Annotated in this window: 18 protein-coding genes; 9 read left to right on the top strand and 9 right to left on the bottom strand. The window is 59.9% G+C overall.

All coding sequences use genetic code 11. The features are described from left to right. Positions 1-64 precede the first annotated feature (64 nt). Positions 65-727: an HAD-IA family hydrolase gene (locus tag QQG91_RS04410; RefSeq protein WP_285771767.1), complete on the bottom strand. Its 663-nt coding sequence runs from the start codon at positions 725-727 to the stop codon at positions 65-67. A 120-nt stretch (positions 728-847) separates the two neighbouring features. On the opposite strand from QQG91_RS04410, the gene glmU reads away from it, so the two are divergent. From glmU to QQG91_RS04385, 5 genes are read left to right on the top strand one after another with little or no spacing between them, the layout of a single operon-like run. Then, positions 848-2,200 (top strand): bifunctional UDP-N-acetylglucosamine diphosphorylase/glucosamine-1-phosphate N-acetyltransferase GlmU, encoded by a 1,353-nt coding sequence (glmU, locus tag QQG91_RS04405; protein WP_285771766.1) that lies wholly within the window; start codon positions 848-850, stop codon positions 2,198-2,200. 2 nt (positions 2,201-2,202) lie between these two features. Then, entirely contained in the window at positions 2,203-4,020 is a 1,818-nt protein-coding gene (gene glmS, locus QQG91_RS04400; RefSeq protein WP_285771765.1) for a glutamine--fructose-6-phosphate transaminase (isomerizing), read from the top strand. After that, on the top strand, positions 4,020-4,568 hold the full coding sequence (locus QQG91_RS04395) for a pyridoxamine 5'-phosphate oxidase family protein (RefSeq protein ID WP_285771764.1): 549 nt from the start codon (positions 4,020-4,022) through the stop codon (positions 4,566-4,568). The genes glmS and QQG91_RS04395 overlap by 1 nt, the downstream gene beginning before the upstream one ends. Beyond that, positions 4,565-5,155: a GNAT family N-acetyltransferase gene (locus QQG91_RS04390; protein ID WP_285771763.1), complete on the top strand. Its 591-nt coding sequence runs from the start codon at positions 4,565-4,567 to the stop codon at positions 5,153-5,155. Before QQG91_RS04395 ends, QQG91_RS04390 begins: the two co-directional genes overlap by 4 nt. Next, the gene (locus tag QQG91_RS04385; protein WP_285771762.1) at positions 5,131-5,835 is read left to right on the top strand and encodes a DNA alkylation repair protein; all 705 of its coding nucleotides are present in this window, start codon (positions 5,131-5,133) and stop codon (positions 5,833-5,835) included. The genes QQG91_RS04390 and QQG91_RS04385 overlap by 25 nt, the downstream gene beginning before the upstream one ends. Here the strand turns inward: QQG91_RS04385 and QQG91_RS04380 are convergent. After that, a complete protein-coding gene (locus tag QQG91_RS04380) occupies positions 5,832-6,299 on the bottom strand; it encodes a D-galactarate dehydratase (RefSeq protein ID WP_352232119.1) in 468 nt (155 codons plus the stop codon). The two genes, QQG91_RS04385 and QQG91_RS04380, sit on opposite strands and share 4 nt — an antisense overlap. 118 nt (positions 6,300-6,417) lie before the next feature. Between QQG91_RS04380 and moaA the strand changes: the two genes are divergently transcribed. Then, positions 6,418-7,422 carry a GTP 3',8-cyclase MoaA gene (gene moaA / locus QQG91_RS04375; protein ID WP_285771761.1) on the top strand — a complete coding sequence of 335 codons (1,005 nt, stop codon included), beginning with the start codon at positions 6,418-6,420 and terminating at the stop codon, positions 7,420-7,422. A gap of 7 nt (positions 7,423-7,429) precedes the next feature. On the opposite strand, the gene QQG91_RS04370 is transcribed toward moaA, so the two are convergent. The 3 genes from QQG91_RS04370 to QQG91_RS04360 all read right to left on the bottom strand — a co-directional run bounded on the left by QQG91_RS04370 (position 7,430) and on the right by QQG91_RS04360 (position 11,256). Continuing rightward, positions 7,430-8,599 (bottom strand): M20 aminoacylase family protein, encoded by a 1,170-nt coding sequence (locus QQG91_RS04370; protein WP_285771760.1) that lies wholly within the window; start codon positions 8,597-8,599, stop codon positions 7,430-7,432. 66 nt (positions 8,600-8,665) lie between these two features. Continuing rightward, a complete protein-coding gene (locus QQG91_RS04365) occupies positions 8,666-9,946 on the bottom strand; it encodes a DUF3422 family protein (RefSeq protein ID WP_285771759.1) in 1,281 nt (426 codons plus the stop codon). Between the two features lie 128 nt (positions 9,947-10,074). Continuing rightward, on the bottom strand, positions 10,075-11,256 hold the full coding sequence (locus QQG91_RS04360) for a type III PLP-dependent enzyme (protein ID WP_285772307.1): 1,182 nt from the start codon (positions 11,254-11,256) through the stop codon (positions 10,075-10,077). Positions 11,257-11,547: 291 nt separating this feature from the next. Here QQG91_RS04360 and QQG91_RS04355 point away from each other — a divergent pair, with 291 nt between their 5' ends. Continuing rightward, on the top strand, positions 11,548-12,174 hold the full coding sequence (locus QQG91_RS04355) for a pseudouridine synthase (RefSeq protein WP_285771758.1): 627 nt from the start codon (positions 11,548-11,550) through the stop codon (positions 12,172-12,174). Here QQG91_RS04355 and QQG91_RS04350 read toward each other — a convergent pair. The 3 genes from QQG91_RS04350 to QQG91_RS04340 are packed head-to-tail and all read right to left on the bottom strand — an operon-like array spanning position 12,168 to position 14,674. Further along, positions 12,168-13,208, bottom strand: coding sequence for a HesA/MoeB/ThiF family protein (locus tag QQG91_RS04350; RefSeq protein ID WP_285771757.1), 1,041 nt, complete (start codon positions 13,206-13,208; stop codon positions 12,168-12,170). The two genes, QQG91_RS04355 and QQG91_RS04350, sit on opposite strands and share 7 nt — an antisense overlap. After that, a complete protein-coding gene (dut, locus tag QQG91_RS04345; RefSeq protein ID WP_285771756.1) occupies positions 13,205-13,672 on the bottom strand; it encodes a dUTP diphosphatase in 468 nt (155 codons plus the stop codon). Before dut ends, QQG91_RS04350 begins: the two co-directional genes overlap by 4 nt. Before the next feature lie 15 nt (positions 13,673-13,687). Further along, complete coding sequence (locus QQG91_RS04340; RefSeq protein WP_285771755.1) at positions 13,688-14,674, bottom strand: 2-hydroxyacid dehydrogenase; 987 nt, start codon at positions 14,672-14,674, stop codon at positions 13,688-13,690. 127 nt (positions 14,675-14,801) lie between these two features. Here QQG91_RS04340 and QQG91_RS04335 point away from each other — a divergent pair, with 127 nt between their 5' ends. Together QQG91_RS04335 and QQG91_RS04330 are read left to right on the top strand one after the other, a co-directional pair. After that, positions 14,802-15,302 carry an SH3 domain-containing protein gene (locus QQG91_RS04335; RefSeq protein WP_285771754.1) on the top strand — a complete coding sequence of 167 codons (501 nt, stop codon included), beginning with the start codon at positions 14,802-14,804 and terminating at the stop codon, positions 15,300-15,302. A 38-nt stretch (positions 15,303-15,340) separates the two neighbouring features. Beyond that, positions 15,341-16,249 carry a cation diffusion facilitator family transporter gene (locus QQG91_RS04330; protein ID WP_285771753.1) on the top strand — a complete coding sequence of 303 codons (909 nt, stop codon included), beginning with the start codon at positions 15,341-15,343 and terminating at the stop codon, positions 16,247-16,249. On the opposite strand, the gene QQG91_RS04325 is transcribed toward QQG91_RS04330, so the two are convergent. Beyond that, positions 16,250-18,277, bottom strand: a complete 2,028-nt coding sequence (locus QQG91_RS04325) for a M3 family metallopeptidase (protein WP_285771752.1) — start codon at positions 18,275-18,277, stop codon at positions 16,250-16,252. It abuts the gene before it with no gap. Positions 18,278-18,348: the final 71 nt, after the last annotated feature.

Below are 18,348 nucleotides of genomic sequence, written 5' to 3'. Positions count from 1 at the left end.
GGCCAAGAGCGCAAGAGACGCGGAACCGCCGTTGCTGTGTGCAGGATTTACGATTCGAGTCGGATCAGGGAAGGAGCCGCTCGACCACTTCGGGCAGCGCGTCGAAATGATCGATATGTGCCGCACACTCGAGCATCCTCGCGCCCGCGCCCGAAGGCCCGAAGGTCACAAGAACACAAGGCACCCCCGCCGCGTGAGAGGTATAGAGATCGGTCGTCGTGTCCCCCACGATCAGCGAACGCTCGACAACGCCCCCTGCCCGCTTGACCGCCTCTTGATAGGGGAGCGGATCGGGTTTGCGCACGGGCAAGGTATCGGCCCCGATCAGCGAATGGAATTCACCCAGCACCCCCATCTCGGTCAGAAGCTGAAGGGCGAGCGCTTCGGGTTTGTTGGTGCAGATACCGACCTTCGTGCCCTTGGCCTTGAGCGTGCGGACCGCCTCCATCGCTCCGTCGAAAAAGAAGGTATGGCGATTGATGTTCGCTTTGTAATGCTCAAGCAAAACGGGATGCTGGCGGTCGACCTCTTCGGCGCCATGCGTGCCGCTTCGTTCGAACCCGAGCGTCAGCATCGCTTTGCCCCCTTTGAGAGCAACAGGCCCATCCGCGACGGGATCGAGAAGATCGCCGAGCCCCAAGCCCCGAAAACAAGCGTTGGCCGCTTCGATCAGGTCAAAGCTGGTGTCGGCCAAGGTTCCATCAAGATCAAAGATCACAGTCCGCATTTGCGCTCCTTCGGGTTTCCACACCAAGGGTGTAACGATCCGAAAACTGTTGTGAACCCCTCTGTGGTTGCGCAAACGCTACTTTCAGGTAAGAACGGCGCAAGAATTGTTGAGGCACCGATGAGTATTTCCCTTATTATCTTGGCCGCGGGCATGGGCACGCGGATGAATTCCGATCTTCCCAAAGTTCTCCACAAAATCGCAGGTGCCCCTCTCGTCGTGCATGCGATGAAGTCGGGACAGGCCCTGGACCCCGTCAAGACTGTGGTCGTTGCAGGCCATGGCGCAGAGCTGGTCGAGAAGGCCGTCAAAGCCTATGACCCCGATGCGGAAGTGGTTCTTCAGGAAGAGCAACTGGGCACCGCCCATGCCGTCGCTCAGGCGCGCGCTGCGCTCGACGGTGTCGAAGGCGATGCCATCGTGCTCTATGGCGACACCCCCTTTATCCGCCCTGAAACCATCGAGGCGATGATCGAGGCCCGCAAGGAAAATGCCGTGGTCGTGCTTGGCTTCGAAGCCGCAGATCCGGGTCGATACGGGCGACTGATCACCAAGGGTGACGCCCTTGAAGCGATCGTCGAATTCAAGGACGCTTCGGACGAGGAACGCGCCATAACGCTCTGTAATTCCGGCGTTATTGCAGCCGATGCTACAGTTCTGTTTAACCTGATCGACGCGGTGGGCAACGAGAATGCGTCCGGCGAATACTATCTCACCGACATTGTGGGGATTGCGCGCTCGCGGGGGCTTCGGGCCGCTGTGGTGCGGTGTGACGAGGCCGAAACTCTTGGCGTCAACACCCGTGCGCAACTTGCCCAAGCCGAAGCACTCTTCCAGACCATCGCTCGCAATGCAGCCATGGAAGACGGCGTCACGCTCTATGAACCCGAGACCGTATATTTCGCCCATGACACCGTCATCGGTCGCGATACGATCATCGAGCCGAATGTCGTCTTCGGTCCCGAAGTCACCATCGAATCCTCGGCCACCATCCGCGCCTTTTCGCATCTCGAAGGGTGCCATGTGAGCCGCGGCGCGACCGTTGGTCCCTTTGCCCGTCTGCGCCCCGGCGCGGAACTCGCCGAGGACGTGCACATCGGCAACTTTGTCGAGATCAAGAACGCCATCGTGGACGAAGGCGCCAAGGTCAACCACCTCACCTACATCGGGGACGCGGCAATCGGAGCAGGCACCAACATCGGCGCAGGCACGATCACCTGCAACTATGACGGCGTCTTCAAACACAAGACGACCATCGGCAAGAACGTCTTCATCGGCTCGAACACGATGCTCGTCGCACCGGTGACGGTGGGCAATAATGCGATGACTGCAACGGGCACAATCGTGACCTCGGACGTGCCCGACGGGGCGCTTTCCATCGGTCGGGTCAAACAAACGAACAAAGACGGCCTCGCTGTGCGGATGTTCGAAAAGTTAAAGCAAATGAAGCAAAACAAGCAGTCTGGAGCCTAATTATGTGTGGTATTGTAGGGGTCCTTGGAAATAACGAAGTCGCACCGATCCTTGTCGAGGCGCTCAAGCGTCTCGAGTATCGCGGCTATGACAGCGCAGGTATCGCCACCGTTCAAGAGGGTGTGCTCGACCGTCGCCGCGCTGTCGGCAAGCTTGTGAACCTTTCCGACACGCTCGTGCACCAGCCGCTTTTCGGCAAGTCCGGCATCGGCCACACCCGCTGGGCCACACATGGCGCGGCTTCGGTCAAGAACGCGCACCCGCACCGCGCGGGCAAAGTGGCCGTGGTCCACAATGGTATCATCGAGAATTTCCGCGAGCTGCGCGCGTTTCTTGCCGAAAACGGCATCGGGTATGAGACCGACACCGATACGGAAACCGTCGCGCTCCTCACCGAATATTTCCTGCGTCAGGGCAACGCCCCTGTCGACGCTGCCAAGCAAACCATTGCCCGTCTCGAAGGGGCCTATGCGCTTTGCTTCCTCTTCGAGGGCGAAGAAGACCTTCTTGTGGCCGCCCGCAAAGGCTCCCCTCTCGCCATCGGTCACGGCAACGGCGAGATGTTCGTCGGCTCGGACGCGATCGCGCTTGCGCCGATGACCAACCAGATCACCTATCTCGAAGAGGGCGATTGCGCTGTCATCACCCGCACTTCGCTGGAGATTGTCGACATCAACGGAGCTCTTGCAAACCGAGAACTGCGCAAGGTCCAGATCGACGCCGCGACCATCGATAAGGGCGGCTACAAACACTACATGGCCAAGGAAATCGCGGAGCAGCCGACCGTGACCACCAATGCCATGCACCATTATCTCAACGGCGCAACGATCGAGCTCCCTGCTCCCGGCGTTGATTTCACCAAGATCGAGCGGTTGACCATGGTCGCTTGCGGCACGGCCTATTACGCCTGTGTCGTTGCGAAATACTGGTTCGAGCAGATCGCGGGCATCCCCGTCGACGTCGACGTTGCCTCGGAATTCCGCTATCGCGAACCGCCGATTTCCAAAGGCACCGCCGCGCTCTTCGTGAGCCAGTCGGGCGAAACCGCCGACACGCTCGCCGCGCTTCGCTATTGCCGCGCCCATGCCGACAGCATCCTGTCGGTCGTCAACGTCCCCGAAAGCTCCATCGCCCGCGAAAGCGACCTTGCCATGCTCATCCATGCAGGCACCGAAATCGGCGTGGCATCAACCAAGGCGTTCACGTGTCAGCTGACAACGCTTGCCATTCTCGTGCTCGAAGCTGCTGCGCAAAAGGGTCGCCTAACGCCAGATGAATTGGCACAGCGACTTGATGATCTACGGGCGCTCCCCGGCATCCTGAACATCGCCCTCGGCATCGAAAGCGCCTGTGAAGCGGTGTCTCACAAGCTTGCCGAGGCCCGTGATATTCTCTTCCTCGGTCGCGGCCAGATGTATCCCATCGCCATGGAAGGCGCGCTGAAACTCAAGGAGATCAGCTACATCCACGCCGAAGCCTATGCCTCGGGCGAGCTCAAGCACGGGCCCATCGCTCTCGTGGACCAGAACGTCCCCGTGATCGTCATGGCCCCGCGCGACGCGCTCTTCGAAAAGACCGTGTCCAACATGCAAGAGGTCATGGCCCGCGGCGGCAAGGTGCTTTTGGTTTCGGACAAGAAAGGCATCGCAGAAGCCGGCGAAGGCACGTGGGAGACCCTCACCATGCCCGAAGTGCCCGACATGCTTGCACCGATCCTCTACGCGATCCCTGCCCAGCTCATCGCCTATTACACGGCCGTTGCCAAAGGCACCGATGTCGATCAGCCACGCAACCTCGCCAAATCGGTAACGGTGGAATAATGGCCAAACAGTTCCCTGCCTTTTCCGAGGATCACCGCAGCTTTATCGCGGCGCAGCACATCTATTTCGTTGCGACTGCAGCCAATGAAGGCCGCGTGAACCTCTCGCCAAAGGGCGGGGACTCGCTTCGTGTGACGGGCGACACTCAACTCGTCTGGCGCAATATCACAGGCAGCGGCAACGAAACGGCGGGCCACCTTCTCGAGAATGCGCGCATGACCGTCATGTGGTGCGGCTTTGAAACGCGTCCCCTGATCCTTCGGGCCTATGGCAGGGCCCGCGCCGTGCATGACGGGGATGCGGATTGGGCCGCGCTCGATGCGCTTTTCCCCGCCCACGACGGGGCACGCAATATCTTTGTAATGGATGTCGATCTGGTCCAGAGTTCATGCGGGTATCAGGTGCCCTATTTCGATTTCAAAGACGAACGCGCCACGCTCGGCACATGGACCGAAACCAAGGGCCGCGAGGGGATCAAAGCCTATTGGGCCGAGAAAAACACCAAAACCATCGACGGAAAGCCGACAGGCATCGAGGACTATCTATGAGCTGGCCCACCCCCGTCACGCTTGAGGGAAAGCACGTTCGTCTTTGCCCTCTGAGCCGTGACCACTCCGCTGATCTGGCCGAAGCCTCTGCGGACGGCGACCTGTCGCGGCTTTGGTATACGAGCGTCCCTTCGCCCGAAGGCGTCCCTGCTGAAATCGAGCGCCGTCTCGGACTTCAGGCGACCGGTTCCATGCTCCCCTTCGCGATCTGCACGCCTGATGGCAAGGCTGTGGGTATGACCACCTATATGAACATCGATGCCACCAATAAACGCGTCGAGATCGGGTCCACGTGGTATCGCAAATCCGTCCAGCGCAGCCCTCTCAACACCGAAGCAAAGCGTCTTCTCCTTGCCCATGCCTTCGACACTTTGGGCTGCATTGCGGTGGAATTCCGAACCCACTTCATGAACCATCAGAGCCGCGCCGCCATTGAGCGCTTGGGCGCGAAAATGGACGGCGTTCTGCGCTCGCATATGGTCATGGCGGACGGATCGCTGCGGGACACGGTTGTCTATTCGATCATCGCAAGCGAATGGCCCGCCGTTCGCGCCCATCTGACATGGAAACTGGAGCAACCTCGGTGAACATCGACCAAGCGCTAACCGCACTCGAAGCACTCGCCGACGCGGAAAAGGCACCCGAGCTACTTGCCTATCACAAGGTGGAGCGCCCCTATCTCGGCGTGAGCAATCCCCAGATCGACGATCTCACCAAGGAATGGCGCGCGGCATGCACTCTCGAGGAACGACTAGAGCTCGCATCTGCGCTCTGGGCCACCAACATCCACGAGGCACGCATCGCAGCGGCGAAACTTCTGACCCAAGCCCGTATCCGACCCGACGACACGGCCGCATGGGAGTTGATCAAGTCCTGGGTGCCCGACTTCGACGCTTGGGCGATTGCCGATCATGTCGCCATCGCGGGCCAAAAGCGCCTGAGCGCTGATCCGACGCGATTGGACGAGATCGAACCGTGGACCGTCTCCCCGCATATGTGGTCGCGCCGAGCGGTGCTTGTCATGACGCTCCCTTGGACCAAGATCACCCACCCCAAACCCGAAGAGATCGCGGCGCGCGAGCGTATCCTGTCTTGGGCGGCGGGGTATGTGGACGACCGCGAGTGGTTCATCCAAAAGGCCATCGGGTGGTGGCTGCGGGATCTGGGCAAGCGCGACCCCGAGCGCGTCAAAGCCTTTATCGCGGACTACGGCCCGCGGATGAAAGCCTTTGCCCGCAAAGAAGCGCTGCGTCAGCTCAAGGACTAACCCCCTGAAAAGACGTTGAGTTCGATGATCCCCGTGAGCGGAGCATCGAGAAGCCGCATAGCGGCAAGGCTGATCTGGCTGCCTGATCCTTGTGCCCCGCCCGAGGGGCGCAGCTCGAGGTTCACCGAAGCGCCCTTGTAGAGCACGCGTCCCATCACCAGCTCGTCCACTAGCGGCGTCTTGAGCCAGATCCCGGGATCGGCGGGCGATCCGAGCGTGGCCAAAGTCGTTCCGAGTTCGGCTTCCGCATTCACAGGCTTGGCCAGCGCGGCCTCTCTGTCCTCTTGGCTTGTGGTGTCAAATTCAGCGGCGGTGCGCGCGGATTTCGGAGGCTCGGGCGCAGGTGTGGGGTCGAGCGTTTGCACCGAAACCGCCTCGGGTGCCCCAAAGACAGGTGCAGCGCCTTCGCTCGGGCCGAACCGAGAAAGCGAAGGAGACGAACAGGCCGCTAGCAAAGGCGCCACAATCAAAAGAGGTATGAGCGAGATGTGTTTCATACTTACACGCTACTTTGGTGCGAAACCTCTGACAACTCTCCGAATGGCCCTTGCCGAAGTGGAGAGCGACTCCTAGGTTCGCTCTATGACCCCAACTCTGGTTGATCCTTTTCAGCGGGCCATCCGCTATCTTCGCGTCTCGGTGACGGATCGCTGCGATTTCCGCTGCGTCTATTGCATGTCCGAGAATATGACGTTCCTTCCCAAAAAGGACCTTCTGACGCTTGAGGAACTGGATCGGCTGTGCTCGGCCTTCGTTAATCTCGGCGTTGAAAAACTTCGGATTACAGGGGGGGAACCGCTGGTTCGCCGCGATATCATGACGTTCTTCCGTTCGATGTCCCGCCACCTTGAAAGCGGGGCACTCAAAGAGCTGACCGTCACAACGAACGGCTCCCAACTCGCCAAATATGCCCAAGACCTCGCCTCTGCGGGAGTGCGCCGTATCAACGTTTCGCTTGATACGCTGGACGAGCAGAAGTTCGCCGACATCACTCGTTGGGGCCGCCTACCTCAGGTTCTCAAAGGGATCGACGCCGCGCAGGAGGCGGGGCTTCGGGTGAAAATCAACACCGTTGCACTCAAGGGGTTCAACGAAGACGAGCTCTTCTCGCTCACCGAATGGTGCGCAAGCCGCGATCTGGATCTGACCTTTATCGAGGTCATGCCGATGGGCGACATCGGCAACGAGGACCGTCTCGGGCAATACTGGGCGCTCTCGGACCTGCGCGCCCGCCTTGCGGAACGCTACACGGTTCGGGACACGGACGAGCGGTCTGGCGGGCCTGCCCGCTATGTCAGGCTCGAGGAAACGGGGCAGAAGATCGGATTTATCACCCCGCTCACCCATAATTTCTGCGAAAGCTGTAACCGTGTGCGGATCACCTGCACAGGCGAGATTTACACCTGTCTCGGTCAGGAGGGTCATTCGGACCTCCGCGCGCCGCTCCGCGCCTCGGAAGATCCCGCCCATATCGAGGACGCCATCCGCCGCGCCATCGCGCTCAAGCCCAAGGGCCACGACTTCGATTATTCGCGTCAGGATGTTCAGGGGAAGATGAGCCGCCACATGTCCCACACGGGCGGCTGATCCTCGCTTAGGCTTGTTCGATCGGCATCCGTTCTTCGGCAAGCCCGACCCACCAGCTCGAACCGGCAGGAATAACCTCGTCGTTGAAGTTGTATTCAGGGTGATGGACCATCGCCGTTTCGCCGTTTCCGACAAGGATATAGGCCCCCGGACGCTCTTCGAGCATATAGGCAAAGTCTTCGCCGCCCATGATCATCGGGGCTTCGGCGCAACTGCCGGACACTTTGGTTGCGACATGGGCCGCGAATTCCGTCTGTTCGGGATGGTTTACCATGACGGGATACCCGTGGAAGTAATTCACCTCTGCCTCGCCGCCAAAAGCGAGCGCCGTGGTCCGCGCGAGGGCGGTCAAACGCTCTTCGGCAAACTTTCGCGTCTCTTTGGTCATCGCGCGCACTGTGCCTTTGATCGTCACAAGCTGCGGGATGACGTTGAACGCGGTCGAACTGCTTTCGATCGAGGTCACAGAAACCACCACCTGATCGACGGGATCGACATTGCGGCTGGCAATCGTCTGGAGCGCAGTCACAATCTGTGCCGACATGACAATCGGATCGACAGTATCATGCGGTTTCGCAGCATGGCCGCCCCGCCCCTTGATCACGATCTTGAACTGGTCGGTAGAGGCGAAAAAGGACCCTGCGCGAATGGCAAAAGTGCCCATGGGAACCCCCGGCCAATTGTGCATCCCATACACTTCCTGAATTCCGAAGCGATCCATAAGGCCATCGGCGCACATCTCGCGCCCTCCGCCGCCGCCCTCTTCTGCGGGCTGGAAGATCACCACGACCGTGCCGTTGAACTGGCGCGTATCGCACAGATACTGCGCTGCCCCCAAAAGCATCGCCGTATGCCCGTCATGACCGCAAGCATGCATGGCCCCCGGCGTTTTGGACGCATAGGGAAGGCCGGTTTCCTCGTGAATGGGGAGTGCGTCCATATCGGCTCGCAGACCGATCACGGCACCCTTGGTATCGGTTTTCCCCTTGATGACACCGACAACGCCCGTGCGTCCAAGACCCGTGACGACCTCATCACAGCCAAAGGCACGCAGACGCTCTTCTACGAAGGCCGCCGTTTTGTGCACCTCAAAGAGAATCTCGGGGTTCTCATGCAAATGCCGACGCCACCCCGCAATCTCGGGAAGTCGTTCGGCAAAGCTGTTCTTGATCGGCATGGGTGCACCTCGGGGTTTATGGATTGCGTGCAGTCTCACGCATCCCACGCCAAGGAGCAATACCACCTATTCCATATGTTTATGTATGCGTCTGAGCATCAGCCAGACCGCAAGAACAACCACAGGCGTGGCCGCTGCCGCGATATAATACTTGGGAATATCAAAGGCCTTTTCGATCGGACCCAACATATAAAGCACTAGGTTGAGTGCATAATAGCTGATCGCGACGACCGATAGACCCTCGACCGTTTTCTGGAGCCTGAGCTGAAGATCGGAGCGACGGTCCATACTGGTCAGAAGCGCCTGGTTCTGGGCGGAGCGTTCAACGTCGACGCGGGTTCGGAGCAAATCACCCGCACGGATCGCCCGATCCGACATGGCTTTGAGCCGCACTTCCGAGGATTTGACAGTGCGCATCGCGGGATCATAACGGCGGAGCATGAACTCGGCAAAGGTCTGTCGCCCTTCGAACCGCTCTTCACGGAGCACTTCGATCCGCTGGTTTACAATCAATTCATAGGCCGTCGTTGCCCCGAACCGAAAGCTCGAGCGCGCAATCAACCCTTCAAGCTGGGCAGAGACTTCGAGCAGTTGATGAAGGGTTTCGGCGGGTTGGATCGCCTCGTCCGCCATGCCCTGCACAAGTTTGGTCAACCTGTCCTCAAGCTGATTCATTGTCGGCCCCATGTCGCGCACGCGGGCCAGCCCGAGCATCGACATGGATTTATAGGTCTCGATCTCGCAAAGGCGCTGCATCACGCGGCCGATGCGACGCTCTCCTGTTTCGGGGCGGGCAAAGATCGCGAACCGCATGTGCCCCTTGGGGTCGATGCGAAAATCCGAAGCGATCACCAATTCGTCCTCGAGCACACGGCTGATGGCAAGGCTTTCGGGAACGAACCAGTCTTCGATCTTGGGCTCGATCTGACGGTCGTCGGTTAGCGGTTCGACACGGATAAGTGCCGAAGTGATCCGCGTTCCTGGAGCCGCATTGAGCCAGTCTTGGGGGAACACCTCGAAGGTTGCGGCGTCAAAGGGGCGTTCGGCCACGCCGTCACCGATGATCGTATAGGTCACGAACTCGGTGTGGCTCTCCCATTTCAGCATGTATTTGCCGATTTGCCCGAAATAATGGGTGGCGCCCGGTTGCGGGTGCGACGCACCGAACCGATCGAGAAGGTCGATCAGATGGGCCCGCTCGGCATCCCGATCCCGCTCGGCGGCATTTTGTGCTGGTTTTATCGCAAGATAAGCCGCGCGCCCCGGTGCCTTCATCGACGGGAAAGGCCGCGCATGAAGCTCGTTGACGAGCGAATAACGGAGGGGGTGATCTTCTATCGGGGTCATAGCGCAGCCATCAATAAGGTGGGTGCACTCTAATCGGATAGACCGATCGTTCAAGATAAAAAATTAGTCTTTATAAAGACTTAGCGGCACACAGTGGTATACAGTGTGCCGCTTTGATGCTTGGGTGGTTAAATGCAAACCACGTCGAGCGGAGGGAAGCCGTTGAAGCAGACCGAGCTATAGGTCGACGTATAGGCACCCGTGTTGCGGATGAGCACGCGGTCCCCTGCCTTGAGCGTGAGCGGAAGCGGCATCGGGCGCTTTTCATAGAGCACGTCGGCGCTGTCGCAGGACGGACCCGCCATGATGCAGGGACCCATCGCGTCTTCGTCACGCGGGGTTTCGAACTTGTAGCGGATCGCCTCGCCTTCGGTTTCGGCAAGACCCGAGAAACGACCGATCGAGAGGTAAACCCAGCGGTGCATGTCGCGGTCCGACTTGCGCGAGACAAGCAGAACTTCGGACACGATCACGCCTGCTTCGGCAACCATACCGCGACCAGGCTCGGCCATGATGCGTTCGACTTCGCCGAACTTGGCGATGACAAGCTCCATAACGGCAGCGGCATAGTCGGTCGGCGCCTGAATCTCTTCATCATAGAAAGCGGGGAAACCGCCGCCGATGTTGAGAAGGGTGAGGTCATGACCCGCAGCCTTGGCGGCGTGCCAGATCTCGGCCAGCGCTTCGAGCGAAGGCTCCCACATGGCGGCCTGACGGGTTTGCGAGCCGACATGGAACGAGAAGCCCACAGGATTGAGGCCAAGCTCCTTGGCAAGATCGCACAGACGCAGAGCCGTATCACGGTCGCAACCGAACTTGCGGGTGAGCGGCCAATCGGCCTGAGACACTTCTACGATGAGACGGATATAGACATCGCTCCCCGGCGCATGCTCGGCGATTTTGTAGAGCTCTTCGTCGGCGTCGGCCGCAAAGAGCGTGATCCCTGCGTTAAAGGCCCAAACGATATCCGAGGGACGCTTGATCGTATTGCCAAAAGAAATCTGGTGCGGCTTTGCACCCTGCGACAGGCAGATTTCAATCTCGGGGCGCGAGGCGGCGTCGAAATGCGAACCGAGCTGCACAAGGCGCTCGATCACTTCGACAGCGGGATTCGCCTTGACGGCATAGTGGATGTCGGCGCGGCCAAGACCTGCCTTGAGCGCGTGATACTGCTGTTCGACACGGTCCACGTCGATCACAAGGGTCGGACGATCAAAGTCGTGGGCCGCGACATATTGGTCGAGACGGGAAGCGTCAAAAGACAGGGATTCGGTTTTCGCCGAAGCGAAGCTCGCAGTCGTCATGGTCATCTCCATCAGACGGGCCAAAGGCCAAACAGTTCCAAAAGGAGACGTTACCGTCGCTACGTAAACACGTTCAGCGGGACTGCTTTACCGGCCAGAGGCGCGTGCGTTGGCGTCTATAAAACGCGCATTTGGGGCAAATACCGACTCGTTTCAAGAGGAAATTTTCATCGCGGAAAAATTTTTCCCTTTGCCCGCATGAATTTGATCAAACCCCTTATTCTCATGGGTTTTTTGATCATTTTCCGCGCTGTATTCTTTTCTCGCCTGCCTTGAGAGGCTGCGCTACAAGGCGATATGGCCAAACTCGTTCTTTTCAACAAACCCTTCGACGTTCTCTCGCAGTTCACGGATACCAAAAATCCGACACCGCGCGCGACGCTTTCCGACTATATCAAGATCAAGGGGGTCTATCCCGCTGGTCGTCTTGATCGCGACAGCGAGGGGTTGATGCTTTTGACGGATGACGGTCGGCTTCAGGCGCAATATTCGAATCCACGGTTCGCGACCGAAAAGACCTATCTGGCGCAGGTCGAAGGCGCGCCGACAGATGCCGATCTGGACCCGTTGCGGCGCGGGGTGACGCTGAATGATGGGCCGACCCGCCCCGCCAAAGCGCGTCTCATCGATCCGCCAAGCATCTGGGAGCGTGATCCGCCCGTCAGATACCGTAAATCGATTCCCGATCAATGGATCGAGTTGACCATCGCGGAGGGACGGAACCGTCAGGTGCGGCGCATGACGGCCGCCATCGGTTTTCCGACCCTACGCCTCATCCGCTGGTCGATCGGGCCCTATACCGTGGCCGATCTCGATGTCGGAGAATACGAGGTCAAAGAAGCGATGCTGACACCGAAAGCCGCTTCAGCGCCCAAACCACGACGGCCAGAGGGCCAAAGACCGCGCCACAATCGGGGTCAGTGAGCCTTGCTGCAAGCGGGGCAATCTTCGCGCCGCTTGGTCCTGAGCACGCGTGGCTCTGCGTAAAGCGCATCATAAATCAAGAGCCTTCCGCGCAACCCTTCGCCCGCGCCCACGATAGCTTTGACCGCTTCGGTGGCCATGAGTGATCCGATCACCCCCGGCAACGGGCCGAGCACGCCCGCCTGCGCACAGGTCGGAACCAATCCATCCGCAGGTGCTTCGGGGAAGACGCATTCGTAACACGGCGCTCCATTGGCGGGATCATAGAGGCTGATCTGGCCTTCCCATTGCGTCATCGCAGCCGCAACCAAAGGCTTGCCGAGCTCGGCACAGATACGGTTGACGAGATACCGCGTCGCAAAGTTATCCGTCCCGTCGAGAACGATGTCATACTCGCCGATCAGCGCCTCTGCATCCTTTTCGGTCAAGCGGCGCTGATAGGGTTTCACGGTGATAAACGGATTGATGTCCTTCATCGCGGTTTCCGCCGAGAACACCTTGGGCATCCCGATGCGGCTGTCGGCGTGGATCACTTGGCGCTGAAGGTTCGAGCCTTCGACCTCGTCATCATCGACGATCCCGATGGTTCCAACGCCCGCCGCCGCAAGATAGAGAAGCGCGGGCGAGCCAAGCCCCCCTGCCCCGATCACCAGAACCTTGGCTTCCTTGAGCTTTTTCTGCCCCTGACCGCCGATCTCGCGCATGATCATGTGCCGCGCATAGCGGTTGATTTCGGTTTCCGAGAAGGTCCCCGTTTGAATCGGGGTGGTTGCTTCCGCTTTGGCTTTTGCCTTGAGCTTGGTCAGAAGCCAGCGATAGCCCGCGATGATCACCGCAAAGCCGATCAATAGCGCCCAAAAACGCACATCACCGCCTGTGGCTTCGCGGAGGGGATGGCCTTCGATAAAGGTGATTTGAACAAGAATGACCCCGACCATCAGGATCGAGATCATGACCCAACGCGCCTTTTTCGGGGCGCCCATGAGCATACCGATGCCCCAAAGCGCTAGGACCATCGCGCCGACGAGGATCACGATCTGACCCCCGTAGAGCCGAAACCGCCCGCACCGCGCTGGGTTTCACTCAGACCTTCGGTGATTTCGAAACGGGCTTGTAGCACGGGCGCGACGACAAGCTGGGCGATGCGGTCGCCATGGGCGATATGGAACGGCTCGGACCCAGCATTCATCACGATAACCCCCAAGGGTCCGCGATAATCGCTGTCGATCGTGCCCGGCGTATTGGGAAGGGTAATCCCGTGCTTGAGTGCAAGCCCCGAACGCGGCCGCACCTGCACCTCGTAGCCTTCGGGAATTTCCATCCGCAGCCCCGTCGGGACAAGGACCCGCGCCCCCGGCTCCAGTGTGACGCCTTCCCTTTGATCGGTGGGGAAATTGGCGCAGACATCGGCCCCCGCTGCACCTCCTGTCTGATAGGCGGGCAAGGGAATGCTGCGATCGGCGTCCGCAAGCCACTCAAGACATATGGTCGGGGTCATCAAAGCGTCCTTTGCTCAATACATCGACGGGACGACAAGATCGGGCGGACGGTGCCCGTCAGCAAAGGTGCGGATGTTGATCATCACCTTTTCGCCCATCTCCAGACGCCCCTCGACCGTGGCCGAGCCCATATGCGGCAAGAGCACCACATTGGGCAACTCGCGCAGGCGCGGATTGAATTCGGTCCCGTGTTCGAAGACATCAAGCCCTGCACCCGCGATCTCTCCCGCGCGGAGCATGCGTGTCAAAGCGTTTTCGTCGATCACCTCGCCGCGGCTGGTGTTCACGATCACGGCGCTCGGCTTCATCAGCTTGAGACGACGCGCATTCATAAGGTGGAAAGTGCTCGGCGTATGCGGGCAGTTGATCGACAGCACGTCAACGCGCGAGACCATCTGGTCGAGGCTCTCCCAATAGGTCGCGCCGACTTTCTCCTCGGCCTCGGGGCGAAGACGTTTGCGGTTGTGATAATGCACGGTCATACCGAAGGCCTGCGCGCGGCGGGCGACCGCCTGACCGATCCGGCCCATCCCGAGAATCCCCAAGCGGCGCCCCGCAATCCGCCCGCCAAGCATTGCAGTGGGGGCCCATCCGCCCCATTCGCCCGATTGCATGAGAGCAAGCCCCTCGGGGATGCGGCGGGTGACGGCAAGGATGAGGGCCATCGCCATATCCGCCGTATCCTCGGTCATCACGCCCGGAGTATTTGAAACATGTATTCCGCGCTGACGGGCGGTGCCAACGTCGATATGGTCGACCCCTGCCCCGTAGTTTGCGATGAGCTTGAGCCGGTCCCCCGCTGCGGCAAGCATCGGATTGTCGATCTTGTCGGTCACGGTGGGCACAAGAACATCGCAGCCGCGCATCGCCTCGACGAGTTGTTCACGGGTCAAGGGCGTGTCGTCATCACGAAGGCGCACATCGAAGAGCTCTTTGAGACGGACTTCGATCTGTTCGGGTAAGCGTCGCGTGACGACAACACTCAGACGTTTACCTGACATGATTTTCCCTCCGCTGCTTTGCAAATCACTGCATTGGTGTCAGATTGCCAAGACAATGACCGAGGCACAAGAGCACCTAAGCCGCCCTTGGACAATTGAGCAGACTAGATTTCGGAAAGCATCTGTTATGACGACCCTCCTTCGCTGGCTGGCCTTGGCTCTTGCACTTGCCGCATCTCCGCTGCCCGCACAGGAGATCGTGCGCGGCGAGGTCACGAACCTTCCGCTTCCGCGCTATGTTTCGCTCAAGGCAGGCGAGGCGAACGTGCGGCGCGGGCCTTCGCTTTCGCATCGGATCGACTGGATCTTCACCCGCCGCGACATGCCGCTTCAGGTCGTGGCCGAATTCGAGAACTGGCGCCGTGTCGTCGACCGCGAGGGGCTTGGCGGCTGGATCCACTTTACGCTTTTGTCGGGTGTGCGCACTGTCATCGTTGACGAAGAAATGCAGCCGGTCTTTTCGCGCGCCAGCGAAGACAGCACCCAGATCGCCCTGTTGGAAAGCGGTGTGATCGCACGTCTCAAAGGCTGCACGCCGACATGGTGCGAGATCGATGCGGACGGCTATGACGGCTGGGTGCCCAAATCGGCGATTTGGGGGGTAGACCCCGAAGAAGTGCTGGAATAATCCTTCAGTCTCCTGACCCGAAATCCTAGAGTAGGCCAATGAGCCAAGCACACCACACGCGCCTGAACATGTCGGCGGGGATGTTTTCCGTCGCAGTCGCACTGATCCTCGTGTTTGCGAAACTCTGGGCGCTTTCGCTCACGGGATCGGTGGCGATTGCCGCCACGCTTGCCGACTCGGCGCTTGATCTGATGATGTCGATCGGGGGACTGATCGCGATCCGCTACGCCGCCAAACCCGCAGACGAGGACCATGCCTTCGGCCATACCTCGGCCGAGGATCTTGCCGCTCTCGCCCAATCGCTCTTTATTGCGGGATCGGCGAGCTGGATCACCTATGTGGCGGTCAAACGGCTCCTTTCGGGCGAGGCAGGTGCGCTTTCGGACGAAGGCGCGGGGATCACCGTCATGGTGTTTTCGATCCTCCTCACCTTTGGCTTGGTGCTGTGGCAACGGTTCGTGGCGCGCAAAACAGGCAACAAGGTCGTTGCGGCTGACTCGCTCCATTATGTGGGCGATCTCGTTCCGAATGTGGGGGCGATTGTCGCGCTCTGGGTCTCGTCCCGCTTCGGGCTCGGGACCATCGACAGCATTGTGGCCCTTATGGCCGCCGCGCTGATGTTTGCGGGCTCCTTCAAGATCGGCAAAACAGCTTGGGATGCTCTGATGGACCGCGCCGCCGACGAGGAAATGATCGACGGGATCGGCAAGATCACCGACGATTTTCCGGGCGTGCACGGGTTTCACGACCTCAGGACACGACAAGCGGGCAGCCGCGTCTTTGTGAACATGCACATCGAACTTGACGGTAGCCAGAGCCTTGATGACGCCCATGCTATCGGCGCGGCGCTTAGGCGCAAGATCGTGAGCACCTATCCAAGCGCGGACGTCATGATCCACAAGGACCCCATCGGGGTGGAACGCCACCCCGACGACGATCGCCGCTGATCAGGCTGCGTCGAGCAACCCCCGCCCTTTGAGAAGCGCGTCGACACCAGGAAGCCGCCCGCGGAATTGTGTGTAAAGCTCGGCCGCATCCTGCGAGCCGCCCTTGGAGAGAATGAACTCCTCCAGCTTCGCGGCAAGCGCGGGATCGAAAGGATCCCCCGCCTCTTCGAAAGCGGCAAAAGCGTCGGCGTCCATCACCTCGGACCACATATAGCTGTAATACCCGCTCGAATATCCGTCCCCCGCAAACACATGGGCGAAATGGGGAGTGGCGTGGCGCATACGGATCGCACGCGGCATCCCGATGTCTTCGAGCACTTCGGCCTGTTTCTGCATCGGATCGGCGGGGGCCGCGCCATTGTGGAACGCAAGATCGACCAGCGCGGATGAGACATACTCGACCGTCTGGAACCCCGTGTCATAGGTCGCAGCCGCCAGCACGCGGTTCAAAAGATCGCTCGGCATCGGCTCGCCTGTTTCGGCATGAAGCGCGAATTCGGCGAGCACGGCAGGCACTTCGAGCCAGTGTTCATAAAGCTGGCTGGGCAGCTCTACAAAGTCGCGTGCAACCGAGGTGCCGCTGATGCTTTCATAGGTGACATCCGACAGCATCTGGTGGAGCGCGTGGCCGAACTCGTGGAACAGCGTGCGCGCGTCATCATAGGAAAGAAGCGCGGGCTGACCTTTGGCGGGTTTGGCAAAATTGCACACGTTCACCACGATGGGCCGCACATCGCCGTTGCTGCGGCTTTGGCTCCGCATGGCCGAGCACCATGCACCCGAACGCTTGGACCCCCGCGCAAAGTAGTCCCCCACAAAGAGAGCCACGTGCTCGCCATTGCGGGACACCTCCCAAAGGCGCACATCGGGATGGTAAAGCGGACCTTCGGCAGGCTTGAATTCAAGGCCGAAAAGACGCGAGGCACAGGCAAAGGACGCCTCGATCATCTTGTCCAACTGGAAATAGGGTTTGATCGCGGCCTCATCGAGGCTGTGCTCCTCTTCGCGGCGGCGCGCGGAATAATAATGCCAGTCCCACGGTTCGAGCGGCGCGGTAAAGCCATCGGCCACAAGACGCGCCTCAAGCACTTTGGCATCCGCTTCCGCGGCAGCCTTGGCGGGCGCCCAGACCTGCAACAGAAGGTCCCGAACGGCAGAAGGCGTTCCCGCCATCTCGGTTTCAAGTTTGAAGTCTGCAAAGCTTTGATACCCCAAGAGCTTTGCGCGCTCTTCGCGCAGCTTGAGCGTTTCGGCGGCAATGGCACGGTTATCGGTCGCGCCGCCATTCGCCCCTCTCGCAGTCCAAGCCTCATAAGCGGTCTTGCGCAGGGAGCGGTCCCGACAGAACTGGAGGAACGGCACAATCAGAGAACGGCTCAGGGTGATCACAGGGCCGCTCTGCCCCTTTTCCTCGCCTGCAGAGCGGGCCGCAGAGGCCACAAAATCAGGCAGACCCGCAAGCGTTTCCTCGGTCACGGGCATGAACCAATCGCGCTCGTCCGCCAAGAGGTTCTGGGTGAATTCGGTGCCGAGAACGGAGAGCCGCGATTTGATCTCTTTGAGCCGTTCCGCCTCGGCCCCTTTGAGCAAGGCACCCGAACGCACAAAACCACGATGGGTGAGCATGAGAACACGCTCTTGTTCAGCCGTCAGGCCCAGCGCGTCGCGGCCGTTCCAAAGCGCATCGATACGAGCAAAAAGAGCCTCGTTCGAAGAAATCTCCGAGCCATAGGCCGAAAGTTTCGGAGCAAACTCGCGCATCAAGGCTTCGCGCTCGGGATTACTGTCTGCGCCCGCCAAGGCGTAGAACGCGCCGAGAACCGCGCTTAGGCGCCCATCCGCCAGCTCGAGCGCCGTGATCGTGTTCTCGAAACTTGGCGCGTCCTCGTTTGCGGTAATGGCCGCAATATGGGCGCGCGCCTCGTCAAGCGCCGCATCGATCGCAGGCGCGAAATCCTGATCCGAAATCTCGTCAAAAGGCGGAAGCCCGAAAGGGGTGGACCAGTCGTTCAATAGCGGATTGCTCATCTTCGTTCCCATCAAAGTCTTTTGTAACGAAGTGGCGTTCTCGGCCGCTTGGGTCAATGGGAAACGCGAAA

Source organism: Marivivens sp. LCG002, from assembly GCF_030264275.1.
Classification (GTDB): domain Bacteria; phylum Pseudomonadota; class Alphaproteobacteria; order Rhodobacterales; family Rhodobacteraceae; genus Marivivens.
This window is presented reverse-complemented; position numbering and strand designations above follow the sequence as displayed.